The following is a 15,985-nucleotide window of genomic DNA, read 5'->3' on the forward strand; positions in this document are numbered from 1 at the left end:
CATACTAGTTGCTGATAGGGTACAATGAAAGAGTGAATAGGCAATAGGAGGGGTGGCAAGTGAAAAGAAAGATTTATTTTAATACAGTAACAAGAGAGCGGAGAGCGGCGATTGTTGAAAATGGTCATGTCGTTGAATTGATGGTTGAGCGCCCTACTGAAAATCGCATTGTCGGGAATGTATACATCGGACGGGTAGTCAATGTTCTACCAGGGATGCAAGCGGCATTTATTGATATTGGTCGTGATAAGAATGGTTTTCTATATAGAGATGATCTCTTATCTTTTTATTTATCAGAAGAAGAGGAAGAGATAAAGAAGCAACGCAATATATCGGAATTTGTAACAAAAGGTCAAGAGCTTCTTGTCCAAGTAACAAAAGAAGGCTTTGGAACAAAAGGACCCCGTCTATCGGGTGTGGTCTCTCTCCCTGGAAAGTATTCGGTTTACATGCCTGAAGGTGGGTATGTAGGCGTATCACGGAGGATGGGGTCTGATGAGGAAAGGGAACGGTGGAGAGCTACTGGGGAAGCCCTATTAAAAGATAATGAAGGAATGATCATTCGTACCGTATGTGAAGGAAAAGACGCGGTGATTATTGAGCACGATCTACATTTTCTTCGAACAAGCTGGCAAAAGGTGTGGAAAGAGAGCAAAGATAAGAAAGCACCTGCTCTAATCCATCAAGGATCCGGATTGATTGAAAGAATGATGTTAGATTTCTCTCTTGATCAGGTTGATGACATCATCATTGATAACCCCGATGACTATCAAACCCTCAAAGCTTTACTTGCACCTTATGCTGATGTGGATGATAAAGTCCATTTATATCATGATAAAGAAAATATTTTTACAGCTTATGGAATCGATAAAGAACTAGACAAAGCACTTAGGCGTCAGATTTGGTTAAAAAATGGCGCTTACCTGATTATTGATCAAACCGAAGCTTTGACCGTAATCGATGTGAATACAGGGAAGTTCACTGGAAAAACCGACTTACATGATACTGTTCGTAAAACGAATGTGGAAGCAGCAAAGGAAATTGCTAGACAACTAAGGCTTCGAGATACATCGGGCATTATTATTATTGATTTTATTGATATGAAGCGTGAAGAAGATCGTGAATACGTACTAGAAGCATTCAAAAGAGGGTTGAAGTACGATCGCACCAAAACAAATGTTGTCGGTCTCACTGGCTTAGGCCTGGTCGAGTTGACGAGAAAAAAAGTGAGGCAGAGTCTTCAAGCGAGTTTATCGAAAGCTTGTCCTACTTGTCGAGAACAAGGAACGGTTTTATCGGACGAAGCGCAAGCGTATAAGATCGAGCGAATGATTTGGGAATATAGAGGGATGGACCAAGAAGCGATTCTTGTGGAATTACCCTCTTCTGTGTCAACGGTCCTAGCAGGGATAAAGGGGGAGCTGTTGAAACAACTTGAAGAATCAGTTGGTTTCAGAATTTTTCTATCCCCTAATAAGCATATGTCAGAAGAATCGTATGCGATTCGTTATGTAGGAGAAGTTGCGGAGGCAACAAAACAGCTTGAGAGACTGAAGAAAAAAGCTTAAGCGATGGAAAGAATCAATTGACACGCTAAATTTATTTGTGATAAAATAGCTCTTGTTAGTTATTTGGTCGCACCCAAACAACTACAACCGCGCAGATTAGGTTTTTAAAAGGCATAAGTCTTACCTATAATGGCGAGTCTGAGTATATGAGGAGGTGCAAGTATGTACGCAATTATTGAAACTGGTGGTAAACAAATCAAGGTTCAAGAAGGTCAAGAAATCTACATCGAGAAATTAGATGCTGAAGCTGGTGATGTTGTTAGCTTTGACAAAGTACTTATGATCGGTGGTAACGATGTGAAGGTTGGTGCTCCTTTAGTAGAGGGCGCAACTGTTTCGGCTAAAGTTGAAAAACACGGTCGTCAAAAGAAGATCATCGTATACAAGATGAAGGCTAAGAAAAACTATCGTCGTAAGCAAGGTCATCGTCAACCTTACACTAAAGTAGTTATCGACAAGATCAACGCTTAAGGTGTAGAGATGATCACTGTTCTTATTGAACGTAATGCTAATCTACAGATTGAGTCTTTTACGATGAGTGGACATGCTGACTCCGGTCCGTATGGCCATGATCTCGTTTGCGCTGGAGCTTCAGCTATTTCTTTCGGGTCCGTCAATGCGATTGCTGCCTTATGTGGTGTAGAGCTTGACGTCGAAATGGGTGAGGAAGGTGGTTTTCTCCGCTGTGGTGTTCCAACTGGTTTGGAAAACGCCACACACGAGAAAATTCAGCTCCTCCTTGAAGGGATGATAGTATCTCTTCAATCAATGGCTGAAGAATACAGCGAGTATATTGAAATAAAGTAAATATCCAGGAGGTGAATTCCATGTTAAAAATGAACCTTCAATTTTTCGCATCGAAAAAAGGGGTAGGTAGTACAAAGAATGGTCGTGACTCACGTTCTAAGCGTCTAGGCGCTAAGCGTGCTGATGGTCAAACTGTTACAGGTGGCTCTATCCTAGTTCGTCAACGCGGTACACGTGTTTACCCTGGTACAAACGTAGGTAAAGGCGGCGACGATACTCTTTTTGCGAAAGTAGACGGCGTTGTTAAATATGAGCGTGTAGGACGCGATCGCAAACAAGTGAGCGTATATCCTGCATAATTGTAGAAAAAACTCCCATTCAGTTATTCTGAATGGGAGTTTTTTTGCGATGTTATTGTTAATTATTTCTAGTTAAGGGTAAGGTTTATTGATTACTTACTAAGAAGTTTCTGATGCTCTTCTTTATTTTTGGACAACCTACTAGGTATGAAACGTGATAGGTAAAGCATTCGTGAAATCTTTACAATACCTTTACAAAATCTTAATATTAATATCGTTTACTTTTTTACTGTAGTTTCTTACTATGATCAAGGGATGAGTTATTGATGACAACTTTCGACAACTAAAGGGGATGTAGGAATGGATTTACAGGAATTATTATTTATGTTCTTTGGAGGACTAGGTATATTCCTATTCGGGATTAAATACTTAGGGGATGGTCTTCAAAAAGTTGCAGGGGATGGACTGCGCGATCTATTAGACCGTTTCACAACAAATCCAATTATGGGTGTGTTTGCGGGGATTTTTGTTACGATCTTACTACAAACGAGTACTGGTACAACCGTTCTTACCATCGGCCTTGTAAATGCTGGTTTTATGACATTAAAACAAGCGATTGGGGTAATCATTGGTGCCAATATTGGGACGACTGCAACAGCGTTTATCATCGGGATTAAAATCTCAGCATACGCATTACCAATTATCGCTGTAGGTACATTTTTAATATTCTTCTTTAAAAATCATAAAGTAAATAATTTCGGACAAGTGTTCTTCGGTTTCGGTGCCCTGTTTCTAGGGTTGAATCTAATGGGAGACGGTCTGAAGCCATTACGTGATTTACAAGCTTTTACTGATTTAACTATTAGTATGAGTGAAAATCCATTACTAGGTGTTTTGATAGGTACAATCTTTACCGTAGCTGTTCAAAGCTCATCAGCAGCTATCGGCTTACTGCAAACGTTATTTGCACAAGGTGCAATGGATCTAAATGCAGCTCTTCCTGTGTTGTTTGGTGACAATATTGGGACAACCATTACAGCTGTACTAGCAGCTATTGGTGCTTCTGTTGCTGCAAAGCGTGCTGCTTTAACACATGTAATCTTTAATGTGATTGGAACGGTTTTGGTTTTAATTCTCCTCGTTCCATTTACAAGACTTGTGGAATTCTTTAGAGATAGCTTAAATTTAAATCCTGAAATGACAATAGCATTTGCTCATGGTATTTTTAACGTTTCAAATACATTGATTCAACTACCGTTTATTGCTGTATTAGCATGGATTGTCATTAAAATTATTCCTGGACAAGATTCAGCCATTTCATACAAAGCGGTTCACTTAGAAGAACGATTCATTAGACAATCTCCTTCTATTGCACTTGGCCAAGGTAAAAAAGAAGTTATGCGTATGGCTGAGTTATCAGAAAAAGGGATTGAAGAAGTAAGTATGTATTTCAAGACTCAAGGGAAGAAACATCGAGAATTAATCCCGCAATATGAAGATGCGATTAACAATTTAGATAAAAAGATTACAGACTATTTGATTCAAGTGTCATCTCATTCATTAACGGATGACGATTCAAAAACACATTCGACCCTCATGCATACAATTCGTGACTTAGAGCGTATTGGGGACCATATGGAAAACATTATGGAGCTTGTTGAATATCAAATTACAAATAAAGTCACATTCTCTGAGTCAGCGGTTTCTGATTTAGATGAAATGTTTGACCTGACTTTATCAACGATAAGACAGGCAGTAAAAGCTTTAGATACAGGTGATATTGAAGAAGCAAATGCAGTTCTTCTTAAGGAAGAACAGATTGATAAGATGGAACGCGATCTTCGTAAGAAACATATCATGCGTTTAAATGAGAATAAGTGTACAGGTGCTGCTGGTGTCATTTATGTAGACATGGTTAGTAACCTAGAACGAATCGGTGACCATGCCGTAAACATTGCTGAAGTGGTTATTGGTGAAGATGATTAACTAATATATTTACTGACGACTAGCTTGCTACAAGCTAGTCTTTTTTGGTCCAAGCTAGAACTTCTAAGTTAAACGATGTATAGTTGAAGTATTCGTTATATTTAGATTTACGAAATAACAAAGGAGTGACAAGGAATGAAGGCATATAGAGGCGCAACGATTATTATTGGAAATGGAGAAGTAATAGAAAGGGCAACGTTATTGGTGCATCAAGGCAAAATAGTCGATGTAGGGATGAATATTCACCTGCCGTCTGATACCGAGATTATAAACGTTGAAGGGAAATACATAACACCTGGCTTAATTGATGTACATACACATATCGGCGTTTTTGAAGAGGGAATTGGCCCAGCTGGGCACGATTTTAATGAAACGTCGCAGGCTGCAACTCCACATGTTCGAGCTATAGATGGCATTAATCCATTTGATCGAGGATTCGAAGACGCTCGTGCAGCAGGCGTGACAACGGTACAAATAATGCCAGGTAGTGCAAATGTGATTGGCGGAGAGATGTCGATTGTCAAAACAGTTGGTACAGTTGTTGATGAAATGATTCTTAAATCACCATCAGGGATGAAAGCTGCATTTGGGGAGAATCCAAAGCGTGTACATGGAGGAAAGGAAAAAGAACCGATGACAAGAATGGGAGTTGCAGCCATTTTCCGCAGTCAATTAATGAAGGCGCAGGACTATCTTAAAGAAAGAGAAGAGGGAACGTTGAAAAAGCGTGACCTTGGAATGGAACAGTTATCAAAAGTAATTAAAGGAGAAATTCCTCTTCGTATTCATGCTCATCGTTCTGATGATATTGTCACCATTCTTCGATTACTGAAAGAATTTGAAGTCGAAGCGACGATTGAACATTGTACAGAGGGCCATTTAATTGCTGAGTATTTATCGAAGCATTCCGTTCGAGTTTCTGTAGGGCCAACGATGACTTCACGTACAAAGGTTGAATTAAACGAAAAAGGGTGGCACACACTTCTTGGGTTAGAAAAGCATGACGTTCCCTTTGCGATAACAACAGATCACCCAGTAGTTACCATTGATCATCTCATTACGTCTGCCCAAACAGCTGTCAAAAATGGCTTGTCAGAACAAAACGCATTTAAAGCAATTACTCTCCGTGCAGCTGAACATTTAGGGATTGCTGAACAAGTAGGCTCGCTAGAACAAGGAAAAGATGCTGACTTTGTCATTTGGTCCCAACATCCATTTAACGTCCAGGCTAATGTCATGCAAACCTTTATAAATGGAAAGACTGTATATGGTGATTAAGAGCTCGCAATAGCGGTTTTTTCTTGTGAAGCCTGAATAGAGAGGGAGATGAAGTAAATGAAAGTAACAGTTGTCGGGTTTTGGCATGCCTACCCTGAAGTAGGAGAGGCAACCTCAGGGTATTTACTTGAGCATAACGATACGAAATTATTACTTGATTGCGGAAGCGGAGTTCTGTCTTGCGTACAGCAATATTGTGATGTAAACGACCTTGATGGGATTGTTCTATCCCATTATCATCATGATCATTTCGCAGATGTTGGACCTTTTCAGTATGCGCGAATTATTAACAAAGGGATGGGAAAAAACAAAAAAGAATTTACGATCTATGGACATCAAGAGGATACAGCTTCATTTAATAAGTTAGCCTACAAGGACCTTGTTAACTCTTATGCTTATGAGGAGGGTAAGCCTCTGGAAATTGGACCATTCACCTTTACTTTTAAAAAGACTCATCACCCTGTTCCGTGCTATGCAATGAAGGTTGAATGTGAAGAAAGAGCGATTGTCTATACAGCTGATTCAAGTTATTTTGAGGAATTAGCTGATTTCGCACGGGGAAGTGACTTAGTAATTGCTGAGTGTAGTGGGTACAAGAATGATCATGTGGGACAATACGGACATATGAATAGCAAGGATGTAGGCAAGCTTGCACGAGTTTCAGACGTGAGACAAATGGTTCTCTCACACCTCCCTCATCACGGAAATCATGCGAAATTGAAGAATGAGGTGGAGGAAGAGTACAGTGGGGAAGTGACGATTGCAAAGTCAGGATTAGCATTCATTCTTTAGAAGAAATTGGCGACTTGCCAGTTTCTTTTTTTAATGACTACCATCTATTTCTATCTTTTTATTAATCATAGATTTCACTATGTTAAGATCATGTAAAGGATTTGATTATCACTTGCATATATAAGTATATGCTTATATACTATAAACGTACTTTAGGAAAGGGTTGAAGTGAATGGAGGATATGAAAACTGTTATTGAAGTTGAAGAAGCTGCTAAAGTGTTGAAATTACTTGGAGATAAAACACGCCTAACAATGATAGCCTTAATGGAAGAAGATGAGTGTTGTGTGTGTGAATTTGTAGAATTATTCAACATGAGTCAGCCATCTGTTAGCCAGCACTTAAGAAAGTTAAGAGATGTTGGTCTTGTAGTGGAAGAGCGAAGAGGACAGTGGATTTTCTTTTGTGTAAACAGAAGTCACCCTGCATACCCTATGGTTAAAAGTTTACTTAGCCACTTACCTAATCAGCATAATAAACTACTTGAACTTGAACAACGTGGCTTACGAGTATGCTGTGAGTAAAGGTAGAAAAATAGAATAGATAAAAGAGAGTGGGGAACCGATGACATCTGTGATTTTAGCTTCTGTGATTTTCCTGTTTACACTCACCCTTGTCATTTGGCAGCCAAAAGGTTTATCTATTGGTTGGTCAGCGACAATTGGGGCAATCTTAGCGCTAATTGTAGGGGTCGTTGATTTTGGTGATGTAGTAACAGTTACAGGAATTGTCTGGAACGCGACGTTAACGTTTGTGGCGATTATTATCATCTCATTAATTTTAGATGAAATTGGATTTTTTGAATGGTCGGCCTTACATATGGCCAGGTTTGCAAATGGAAATGGACTGAAGATGTTTTTGTATGTTTCTTTATTAGGTGCTGTAGTAGCAGCATTATTTGCAAATGATGGAGCAGCTCTTATTTTAACACCGATTGTATTAGCTATGGTTAGAGCTTTGAACTTTAAAGAAGCGATGATTTTACCCTTTATTATGGCAAGTGGATTTATTGCTGATACAACAAGTTTGCCGCTACTAGTCAGTAATCTAGTTAACATTGTCTCTGCAGACTTTTTCGGAATTGGGTTTGTTGAATATGCATCGAGAATGATTGTACCGAACTTCTTTGCACTCGGGGCAAGTATTTTAGTACTTTATCTTTTCTTTAGAAAAGACATTCCGCTGAAATATGATATGAGTCAACTCAAAAAACCAGTCGAAGCCATTAAAGATCAGAAACTCTTTAAGCTTTCATGGTACATTTTAGCGGTCTTATTAATTGGTTATTTTGTAAGTGAATTTATTCACGTACCAGTATCATTTGTAGCAATGCCCATAGCTATTATTTTCTATACCATCTTCCGAATGATGAGCAGGGAGAATCCTGAATTGAGTTCAGCTGGCATCATTAAAGGGGCTCCTTGGGCGATTGTTGTTTTCTCAATTGGAATGTACGTCGTTGTTTATAGCTTACGAAATGTAGGCTTAACAGATGTCTTATCTGGGTTTATTGAATCGACCACCGAACACGGTTTGTTTGTTGGAACGATCTCAATGGGCTTCATTGCAGCGATCTTATCTTCAGTTATGAACAATATGCCAACGGTAATGATTAATGCATTAGCGATTGCTGATACAAATACAACAGGTGTGATGCGCGAGGCATTGATTTATGCTAACGTCATTGGTTCTGATCTTGGGCCAAAAATTACGCCAATAGGATCCTTGGCAACGCTATTGTGGTTACACGTACTTTCAAAAAAGGGAATTAAAATTTCGTGGGGCTATTACTTTAAAGTTGGGATCATCTTAACAGTACCTACACTATTTATCACTTTAGTCGGACTTTACCTCTGGCTAGTTATCATCTTATAGAAACATTACTACTATGAAAAACAAAGGAGTTTTTAATATGTCAAAACCAATCATTTATTTCTTATGCACAGGAAATTCTTGCCGTAGTCAAATGGCAGAAGGCTGGGGAAAGAAATACCTTAGTGATAAATATGATGTTTATTCTGCTGGGATTGAAGCTCATGGTGTGAACCCTAATGCAGTTAAAGCAATGGCAGAGGTGGATGTTAATATTACAAATCAAACATCTGATACAATCGATCAAGAAATCTTGAAAAAGGCTGATCTTGTTGTAACTCTATGCGGTCATGCTGCTGACGTTTGTCCTGCTACACCACCAAATAAAGAACGCGAGCACTGGGGATTTGATGATCCAGCTAAAGCTGAAGGAACAGAAGAAGAGAAATGGGCATTCTTCCAACGTGTTCGTGACGAAATTGGCGATCGTATTAAAACGTTTGCCGAAACAGGTAAATAAACATCCAAGAAAGGGTCGGCCTCATGGTCAGACCCTTTTCACTCAACAAAAAGACATTCATTAAAGGAGTTGTCAAAAATGGCGAAAATTAGAATCTATGACCCTGCCCTTTGTTGTCCGACTGGAGTTTGCGGCCCTAGTGTCGACCCTGAACTAACGAGAATTGCAACAGCTATATTTATGTTAGAGAAAAAAGGTGTAGATATTGCTCGCTTTAACCTGGGAACAGAGCCACAAGCCTTTATTGATGATCAAACGGTCAATCAATTACTAAATGAAAAAGGAACCGATGCTTTGCCTGCTGTAGTCGTTGATGGAAAGGTTGAGTTAATTGGGGAATATCCTTCAAATGACCAATTAGCTGAGTGGACCAAGGTGGATTCCAGTGAATGGACGAAAGCGCGGACAACGTCGAAGGGGATTGAATTGTTGTAATGACTATTAAGCGATCAAACCAAATCAACCGTCGTTTTCAACCGGAACAAGAAAACCTTACACCATACCTTTTCTTTACTGGAAAAGGGGGAGTCGGGAAGACCTCGACAGCCTGTGCAACTGCTGTATCCCTAGCGGATCAAGGAAAGAAAGTAATGCTTGTTAGTACGGACCCGGCATCAAATTTACAAGATGTTTTCGAACAAGAAATAGGGTATAAAGAAACGAAGATTAATTCGATTGAAAACCTCACTGCCATTAATCTTGATCCTGAAGAAGCAGCTTCAGCTTATCGAAATGAAGTAATTGGACCGTATCGAGATAAACTACCTGCACCAGTCATCGCTCAGATGGAAGAACAGTTATCAGGTGCATGTACAGTGGAGATCGCAGCATTTGATGAGTTTGCATCGATTATGACAAACACGGAGAGAACGAACCCGTATGATCATATTATTTTTGATACAGCTCCAACCGGACACACACTACGTTTATTGCAGTTACCGACTGCATGGTCAGGTTTTTTAGATACAAGTACACATGGGGCCTCTTGCCTTGGGCCTCTCTCAGGTTTGGCAGATAAGAAAGCTTTGTATGAACATACAGTTGAGGCTCTTTCGGACTCAGCAAAAACAACACTCGTTTTGGTGGCCAGACCAGAACGTTCCACTTTAGAAGAAGCAAATCGTGCTTCAAAAGAATTAAAAGAAATTGGACTAGAAAATCAGTGGTTACTCATTAACGGAAAAATGCAAGCTTATCTTAAAGAAGATCAGACGTCTGTTGCTTTTTTTGAACGGCAAGAACAGGCTCTAAAAGACATGCCAACTGATTTAGAGAAGGTTACGACATTTGAAATCCCTTACGTTCCTTATCAATTAACAGGGATTGATTCATTAAGAACATTATTTGCAGAAACCCCTGTAAATCCTCAACCTTCAGAACCATTTACTCAGCTTGAAACGGATTCTCTTTCTGCAATCGTTGATGACCTATCTAAAAAGAAAAGTGGCGTAGTATTAACGATGGGTAAAGGTGGTGTAGGGAAGACCACGATTGCGGCTGTAGTAGCAGTAGGTCTTGCTGAAGCGGGGCATAAAGTGAAATTAACAACAACTGATCCTGCAGCACATCTTGCTTCGCTGTTTGGTGATGAAAATAGTCTGATTACAGTAAGTCGTATTGACCCTAAAGCTGAAGTGGAAGCCTATAAAAAAGAGGTGTTAACTACTTCTAGTGAGCATTTAGATACGGATGGTCTTGCTTATTTAGAGGAAGATTTAAATTCTCCTTGTACAGAAGAGATTGCTGTATTTAGAGCATTTGCGAATGTTGTGGAAGAAGCAAACGATGCTTTTGTTGTGATTGATACAGCTCCCACTGGTCACACGCTTCTTTTACTAGATGCAGCGCATTCTTATCATCAAGAGATCGAGCGTGGAACGGGGGAAGTGCCTGAATCAGTTAAAAAATTACTTCCTAGATTGCGTAATACAGAAGAAACCGATGTCATCGTTGTGACATTGCCAGAGGCAACACCTGTTTTTGAAGCTGCGAGGTTACAGGAAGATTTGATGCGTGCATCTATCACTCCTAGCTGGTGGGTTATTAATCAAAGTTTCGCAAAAACGAACACCAAAGATCCGATTCTACGTGAGCGTGCTGTAAGTGAAAAAGTGTGGATCAATCGTGTTACGAGTCAGTATGCTAACAAGTCAGTTGTCATCCCTTGGCAAACACATGCGATAGAAAGATATGATCAGTTAAGAAAGCTTTAAAGAGAAGAAGACCTGTTGACATTCTGTTTAATGTCCTGTAAAGTCTCCCATGTAATAAAATAGTTCCTCGTTAGGTGAGGCTCCTGTGACGGAGATACGCTGCTGCCCAAAAATGTCCAAAGACGCCAATGGGTCAACAGAAACCATCGACATAAGGTGGTTTTTAATGTAGCTGGAATGATGCATTCCTATGCCGCACAGTGCTAAAGCTCTACGAATGGAGGATGAGGGAATACTGATAATCTTATTACAGATTAATCATTTATTTAGTATTGGCATCTTCTATTATAGAAGGTGCTTTTTGTTTTATTTTCCCTTTTAAAAGGAATATAGAAAGTGAGGTGGTGCGAAAAATGGATAGCCCCAGACAACTAATCACATCATGTAAAGCAAACAATCGAATGAATCAAGAAGATCCATTTCCCCCCTCATGTGTAAAAGGGAAACGGATCCTCAAATAGGGGGTCAAAACGATGGTAAAATTAAATGAACAAAAAAGAATGACGTATGCAAAACAAATTTATGATCTATTAAAGCTAGGTGACGTAGAGCAGTTTAGAGAATGGTTCCTCGCTCTTCATCCGACCGATCAAACGGACATCTTCATTGAGTTAGCAATCGAAGCTCGTGCAAAAGTGTATCAATTTCTATCTCCAGTTGAATTTGCAGAAGTGTTCCAAGGGTTAGAAAAGAAAGAACAGATGTATGTATTTAAAGAACTAGATCGTCAATATGCCTCTGCGATGTTAAATGATATGTATGCAGATGATGTCGTGACGTTCTTATCGTTTCTAAGTGAAGGAGAAATAGCGGACGTTCTTAGCTCGATGGAGGAGACCGAGGCAGCGGAAGTGCGCGAATTATTGTCGTATGAGCCAGAAACGGCTGGTTCCATTATGACGAAGGAGTTTATTCGAGTATCAGCGAATGAAACGGTTTCTAACGTTATTAGTAGATTAAGAAAGGAAGCACCTAATGCAGAAACGATCTACTATTTGTATGTGGTGGACAAAGGTGAAAAGCTAGTCGGAGTCGTATCACTACGAGATCTAATTATTGCCGATGAGCAAGAGCTAGTAGAAGATGTCATGAGCAGTGAAGTCGTATCAGTCTCAGCTAAAACAGACCAAGAAGATGTGGCAAGATTAATTAAGAAGTACGATTTTCTTGCCGCTCCCGTTATTTCAACCGAGGGAAAGCTAGTTGGAATTGTAACAGTCGATGACATTATTGATATTTTAGAAGAGGAAGCAACAGAGGATTTAGGAGAATTTTCTGCCTCAAAAGGGGCAACTGACGTTAATGTATCATCTTTTCAAGCGGCTAAGAAACGTGCACCTTGGATTATCTTATTGATGTTTTTTGGGTTAATTACAGCTGAAGTGATTGGACAGTTTGAAGAAACACTGGAAGCTATTGTTTTGTTAGCGGCATTTATACCGTTGTTAATGGATTCAGCCGGAAACACAGGGACTCAGTCATTAGCGGTTGCTGTTCGAGGATTAGCGCTTGGAACGGTTGAGAAAGGTGGAGTCGGGAAGATGTTAAAGCGTGAGTTGGGTACAGGTCTTATGCTAGGATTTATTTGTATGCTAGTGATCGCCACGATTGTTACCGTCATGCATGGAAACATGATGCTTGCCTTTATTGTTGGTATATCTATTTTTCTAACACTAAGTATTGCCACAATCATTGGGACCATTGTTCCACTTATTATTAATAAGATGAAGCTAGATCCGGCGATTGCTTCAGGGCCATTTATTACTACGGTGAACGATATTCTAGGTTTACTAATCTATTTTTCGATTGCAACAGCTCTATTAGACTACTTGTAAAAGACAGCAGCGTACTCAATAGGAGTACGCTGCTCTTTTCATTTGTTTAATTGATGAGTGAACGATTTAAGCGGTTTTCTTTTCTAGCAGCTGCTGTTAGGCAAAGCTGCTTCTCTTCATCGCTTTCAGGAATGATCTTCGGAACCGGAATAGGCTTTTTATCGTCATCCACGGCTACCATGGTCAGAAAGGACTTCGTTGTTAACGTTTTTACCCGAGTAAGAAGATTAGTGGAATGAACTTTTACAAATACCTCCATTGACGTACGACCAGTAGAAGTAATAAACGATTCAAGCTCTAATAGGTCGCCTACAGATGCAGAAGATAAAAAATCGACTGAATCAATTGAGGCTGTTACAACGACACTTCCTGCATGTTTCATGGCTGTAATGGCAGCTATTTCATCGATAAAGGAAAGAACTTGCCCACCAAAGATTGTTTTCAGATGATTCGTATCTGGTGGAAGAACTAATCTTGACTGGATCGTCCTAGAGTAACTAGTTGATTGGGAAGAACTCATTTTGTTACCCCAGCTTTTAAAGTAGAGCGTACCTTTTTGGCAGTCTCTACCATGACTTTCAAAGCTTCAATGGTTTCTTCAGGTGAACGTGTTTTTAATCCGCAATCAGGATTGACCCAAAATTGATTGGTCTTTAATACCCTTAGTGCACGCTCAAGATTTTGTCTCATCTCTTGTTCATTAGGAATTCGTGGACTATGAATATCATAGACACCTAGACCAATATCTTTCGTATAATCAAATCGTTCAAATGTATGAATAATCTCCCCATGACTTCGAGATGCTTCAATTGAAATAACATCTGCATCAAGTGCGTCAATGGTCTCAATAATTTCATCGAACTCAGAATAACACATGTGAGTATGAATTTGTGTCGTATCGGCCACCCCACCTGTGGCTATGATAAAGGCGGTCACAGCATCTGTTAAATAAGCTTCTCTTTCTTTTTCCTTTAATGGAAGTCCTTCACGAAGAGCAGGCTCATCTACTTGAATCATTTCAATCCCATGCGTTTCAAGTTCATTAATTTCGACACGGATGGCTAGTGCTAACTGGTTCAGCATTTCTTTTCTTGTTGCATCATCCCGTTCAAAAGACCAATTTAAAATGGTTACTGGACCTGTGAGCATGCCTTTCATTGGCTTTGATGTTAGTGATTTAGCGTATACGGTTTCCTTTAAAGTCATTGGTTCTGCAAATGAGATATCACCTGAAATGATTGGAGGTTTTACGCAACGTGAGCCGTAGGATTGAACCCATCCATTTATTGTCACTTCCATCCCGTTCAGTCTTTGACCAAAAAACTCCACCATATCTGTCCGTTCAAACTCACCATGAACGAACACATCAAGTCCAATTTCTTCTTGAATCGTTACCCATTTCTTGATCTCATCTTCAATAAATCTTTCGTACTCCTCTGCTGATAAAGAGCCTTTCTTATAACTAAGTCGATTAGTGCGGACTTCTTTAGTCTGTGGAAAACTCCCAATCGTTGTAGTAGGCAGAGTAGGTAGCTGCCATTTTTCTTTTTGAGATCTTTTTCTCTCTTCAAATGGTGTTCTTGATGTAGCAAGAACATCTACATTCGCAAGTTGACGTTGAACTTCCACGTTCATACGATTTGTATTTTTATGAAATTCAATAATTGAATAACTATACTTTTTTAACTCCTCCTGCTTTTCTCGATTTCTAATTACATTTCCTAGTAAGGCTACTTCCTCTAATTTCTCATTAGCAAAGGCCAGAGCATCGACAAACTCCTGGTCAAGGTTTTTTTCACCAGCGGTCGTAACAGGTACATGTAGCAAGGAGCATGAAGGTTGAATGATCAGGTTTTGAGTATGCGAAGAGAGCTCTTTTACATGTTCGTATTTATCTAAGAGGTTACTCTTCCATATAGAACGACCATCAATGACTCCGCAAGCCAAGAATTTATCTTGAGGAAAACCAAACGTCCTCAACTGTTTCAAGTTCTCTCCATTGTCATGAACAAAATCAAGTCCAATTCCTGCAACGGGTAATTGTGTAATTTCTTTATAATGATCAATTGATCCAAAATACGTTTGAAGAAGGAGGTTTAATTCCGGTAACGCATCATTAAAATTAGCATACACTTCTTTAAATAATTCGATCATTTCTTGATTAACATTTTGAGCGAGAATCGGTTCATCAACTTGAATCCATTCTGCTCCAGCTTGCTCAAGTTCTTTGAAAACCTTGATATAAAGGGGGATGAGTTGCGGAATAATCTCCTTGAAGTCCTCGGTTTGATAGCCTTTTGATAATGAGAGAAGGGTGATAGGCCCTACAATAACGGGTTTTCCGACAATATTAAGCTCATATTTTGCTTCATTAAATAATGTAAGTAATCGGTTATGAGTCAAGGTAGGCGTTACCTCTTTTAATTCAGGTACAAGATAGTGATAGTTGGTATTGAACCACTTGGTCATTTCAGAAGCGACATGTTGATCTGTTCCTCTGGCAATGGCGAAATATTGCTCCAGCGAGGCTGCTTCCATTGATTGAAACCGTTTAGGAATAAGACCAAACATAACCGCAGTATCAAGCACATGATCATAATAACTAAAATCACCAATTGGTATCAGCTCAACTCCTAGTGCTTTTTGGGTTTTTAGATACTCGATTCTTAATTTTTTCATCTCTAATTCAAACGTAACTCTTGTTATCTTTTTTGACCAATACTTTTCTAATAGACGCTTCCATTCTCTGTTCTTTCCAATTCGTGGATATCCCACGTTTGACTGTATAATATTCATGTTTAATTCCCTCCGAAGATTAATAGTGTGTATGTACTAAAACGAAAAAAATCTCTTTCCTAAAAGAAAGAGAGATCACATGTACAGGATTAACCCGGATTATCATAAATCAATGGCCAAAACATATCGATCACTCCTCC

15 protein-coding genes, 1 riboswitch and 1 other annotated feature are annotated in these 15,985 nt (G+C 39.4%); of the genes, 13 read left to right on the plus strand and 2 right to left on the minus strand.

The window, feature by feature from the left end; genetic code table 11:
• The first annotated feature begins 59 nt into the window (after positions 1–59).
• The 13 genes from RYX56_RS11070 to mgtE all read left to right on the plus strand — a co-directional run bounded on the left by RYX56_RS11070 (position 60) and on the right by mgtE (position 13,049).
• The gene (locus RYX56_RS11070) at positions 60–1,568 is read left to right on the plus strand and encodes an Rne/Rng family ribonuclease (protein ID WP_317122117.1); all 1,509 of its coding nucleotides are present in this window, start codon (positions 60–62) and stop codon (positions 1,566–1,568) included.
• A gap of 75 nt (positions 1,569–1,643) precedes the next feature.
• Positions 1,644–1,718, plus strand: a sequence feature (ribosomal protein L21 leader region).
• Positions 1,719–1,730: 12 nt separating this feature from the next.
• Positions 1,731–2,039, plus strand: a complete 309-nt coding sequence (gene rplU / locus RYX56_RS11075) for a 50S ribosomal protein L21 (RefSeq protein ID WP_012959891.1) — start codon at positions 1,731–1,733, stop codon at positions 2,037–2,039.
• A gap of 9 nt (positions 2,040–2,048) precedes the next feature.
• Entirely contained in the window at positions 2,049–2,375 is a 327-nt protein-coding gene (locus RYX56_RS11080) for a ribosomal-processing cysteine protease Prp (protein ID WP_317122118.1), read from the plus strand.
• A gap of 20 nt (positions 2,376–2,395) precedes the next feature.
• Positions 2,396–2,674: a 50S ribosomal protein L27 gene (gene rpmA, locus RYX56_RS11085; protein WP_012959889.1), complete on the plus strand. Its 279-nt coding sequence runs from the start codon at positions 2,396–2,398 to the stop codon at positions 2,672–2,674.
• 300 nt (positions 2,675–2,974) lie between these two features.
• Positions 2,975–4,600 (plus strand): Na/Pi cotransporter family protein, encoded by a 1,626-nt coding sequence (locus tag RYX56_RS11090; protein ID WP_317122119.1) that lies wholly within the window; start codon positions 2,975–2,977, stop codon positions 4,598–4,600.
• A gap of 135 nt (positions 4,601–4,735) precedes the next feature.
• Positions 4,736–5,878 carry an amidohydrolase gene (locus RYX56_RS11095; protein WP_317122120.1) on the plus strand — a complete coding sequence of 381 codons (1,143 nt, stop codon included), beginning with the start codon at positions 4,736–4,738 and terminating at the stop codon, positions 5,876–5,878.
• 57 nt (positions 5,879–5,935) lie between these two features.
• Entirely contained in the window at positions 5,936–6,670 is a 735-nt protein-coding gene (locus tag RYX56_RS11100; RefSeq protein WP_317122121.1) for an MBL fold metallo-hydrolase, read from the plus strand.
• 172 nt (positions 6,671–6,842) lie between these two features.
• Positions 6,843–7,193, plus strand: coding sequence for an ArsR/SmtB family transcription factor (locus RYX56_RS11105; protein WP_317122122.1), 351 nt, complete (start codon positions 6,843–6,845; stop codon positions 7,191–7,193).
• A gap of 40 nt (positions 7,194–7,233) precedes the next feature.
• The gene (locus RYX56_RS11110) at positions 7,234–8,544 is read left to right on the plus strand and encodes an arsenic transporter (RefSeq protein WP_317122123.1); all 1,311 of its coding nucleotides are present in this window, start codon (positions 7,234–7,236) and stop codon (positions 8,542–8,544) included.
• A 37-nt stretch (positions 8,545–8,581) separates the two neighbouring features.
• Positions 8,582–9,001 carry an arsenate reductase (thioredoxin) gene (arsC, locus tag RYX56_RS11115; protein WP_317122124.1) on the plus strand — a complete coding sequence of 140 codons (420 nt, stop codon included), beginning with the start codon at positions 8,582–8,584 and terminating at the stop codon, positions 8,999–9,001.
• Positions 9,002–9,079: 78 nt separating this feature from the next.
• Positions 9,080–9,436: an arsenite efflux transporter metallochaperone ArsD gene (gene arsD / locus RYX56_RS11120; protein WP_047974041.1), complete on the plus strand. Its 357-nt coding sequence runs from the start codon at positions 9,080–9,082 to the stop codon at positions 9,434–9,436.
• Complete coding sequence (gene arsA, locus RYX56_RS11125) at positions 9,436–11,214, plus strand: arsenical pump-driving ATPase (RefSeq protein WP_317122125.1); 1,779 nt, start codon at positions 9,436–9,438, stop codon at positions 11,212–11,214. The genes arsD and arsA overlap by 1 nt, the downstream gene beginning before the upstream one ends.
• Before the next feature lie 59 nt (positions 11,215–11,273).
• Positions 11,274–11,443: riboswitch (M-box (ykoK) riboswitch) on the plus strand.
• Positions 11,444–11,687: 244 nt separating this feature from the next.
• Positions 11,688–13,049, plus strand: a complete 1,362-nt coding sequence (gene mgtE / locus RYX56_RS11130; RefSeq protein ID WP_317122126.1) for a magnesium transporter — start codon at positions 11,688–11,690, stop codon at positions 13,047–13,049.
• A 46-nt stretch (positions 13,050–13,095) separates the two neighbouring features.
• On the opposite strand, the gene RYX56_RS11135 is transcribed toward mgtE, so the two are convergent.
• Both RYX56_RS11135 and metE read right to left on the minus strand, forming a co-directional pair.
• The gene (locus RYX56_RS11135; RefSeq protein WP_317122127.1) at positions 13,096–13,569 is read right to left on the minus strand and encodes an acyl-CoA thioesterase; all 474 of its coding nucleotides are present in this window, start codon (positions 13,567–13,569) and stop codon (positions 13,096–13,098) included.
• Entirely contained in the window at positions 13,566–15,845 is a 2,280-nt protein-coding gene (gene metE, locus RYX56_RS11140; RefSeq protein WP_317122128.1) for a 5-methyltetrahydropteroyltriglutamate--homocysteine S-methyltransferase, read from the minus strand. The genes RYX56_RS11135 and metE overlap by 4 nt, the downstream gene beginning before the upstream one ends.
• Between the last annotated feature and the right edge of the window lie 140 nt (positions 15,846–15,985).

It is taken from the genome of Alkalihalophilus lindianensis (genome assembly GCF_032843265.1).
GTDB classification, from domain to species: Bacteria; Bacillota; Bacilli; order Bacillales; family Bacillaceae_D; genus Alkalihalophilus; species Alkalihalophilus lindianensis.

Bases quoted from the DNA above. Each gene is read 5' to 3' on its own strand.
- rplU (WP_012959891.1), top strand. From the start codon at position 1,731: ATGTACGCAATTATTGAAACTGGTGGTAAACAAATCAAGGTTCAAGAA.
- RYX56_RS11080 (WP_317122118.1), top strand. From the start codon at position 2,049: ATGATCACTGTTCTTATTGAACGTAATGCTAATCTACAGATTGAGTCT.
- rpmA (WP_012959889.1), top strand. From the start codon at position 2,396: ATGTTAAAAATGAACCTTCAATTTTTCGCATCGAAAAAAGGGGTAGGT.
- RYX56_RS11090 (WP_317122119.1), top strand. From the start codon at position 2,975: ATGGATTTACAGGAATTATTATTTATGTTCTTTGGAGGACTAGGTATA.
- RYX56_RS11095 (WP_317122120.1), top strand. From the start codon at position 4,736: ATGAAGGCATATAGAGGCGCAACGATTATTATTGGAAATGGAGAAGTA.
- RYX56_RS11100 (WP_317122121.1), top strand. From the start codon at position 5,936: ATGAAAGTAACAGTTGTCGGGTTTTGGCATGCCTACCCTGAAGTAGGA.
- RYX56_RS11105 (WP_317122122.1), top strand. From the start codon at position 6,843: ATGGAGGATATGAAAACTGTTATTGAAGTTGAAGAAGCTGCTAAAGTG.
- RYX56_RS11110 (WP_317122123.1), top strand. From the start codon at position 7,234: ATGACATCTGTGATTTTAGCTTCTGTGATTTTCCTGTTTACACTCACC.
- arsC (WP_317122124.1), top strand. From the start codon at position 8,582: ATGTCAAAACCAATCATTTATTTCTTATGCACAGGAAATTCTTGCCGT.
- arsD (WP_047974041.1), top strand. From the start codon at position 9,080: ATGGCGAAAATTAGAATCTATGACCCTGCCCTTTGTTGTCCGACTGGA.
- arsA (WP_317122125.1), top strand. From the start codon at position 9,436: ATGACTATTAAGCGATCAAACCAAATCAACCGTCGTTTTCAACCGGAA.
- mgtE (WP_317122126.1), top strand. From the start codon at position 11,688: ATGGTAAAATTAAATGAACAAAAAAGAATGACGTATGCAAAACAAATT.
- RYX56_RS11135 (WP_317122127.1), bottom strand. From the start codon at position 13,569: ATGAGTTCTTCCCAATCAACTAGTTACTCTAGGACGATCCAGTCAAGA.
- metE (WP_317122128.1), bottom strand. From the start codon at position 15,845: ATGAATATTATACAGTCAAACGTGGGATATCCACGAATTGGAAAGAAC.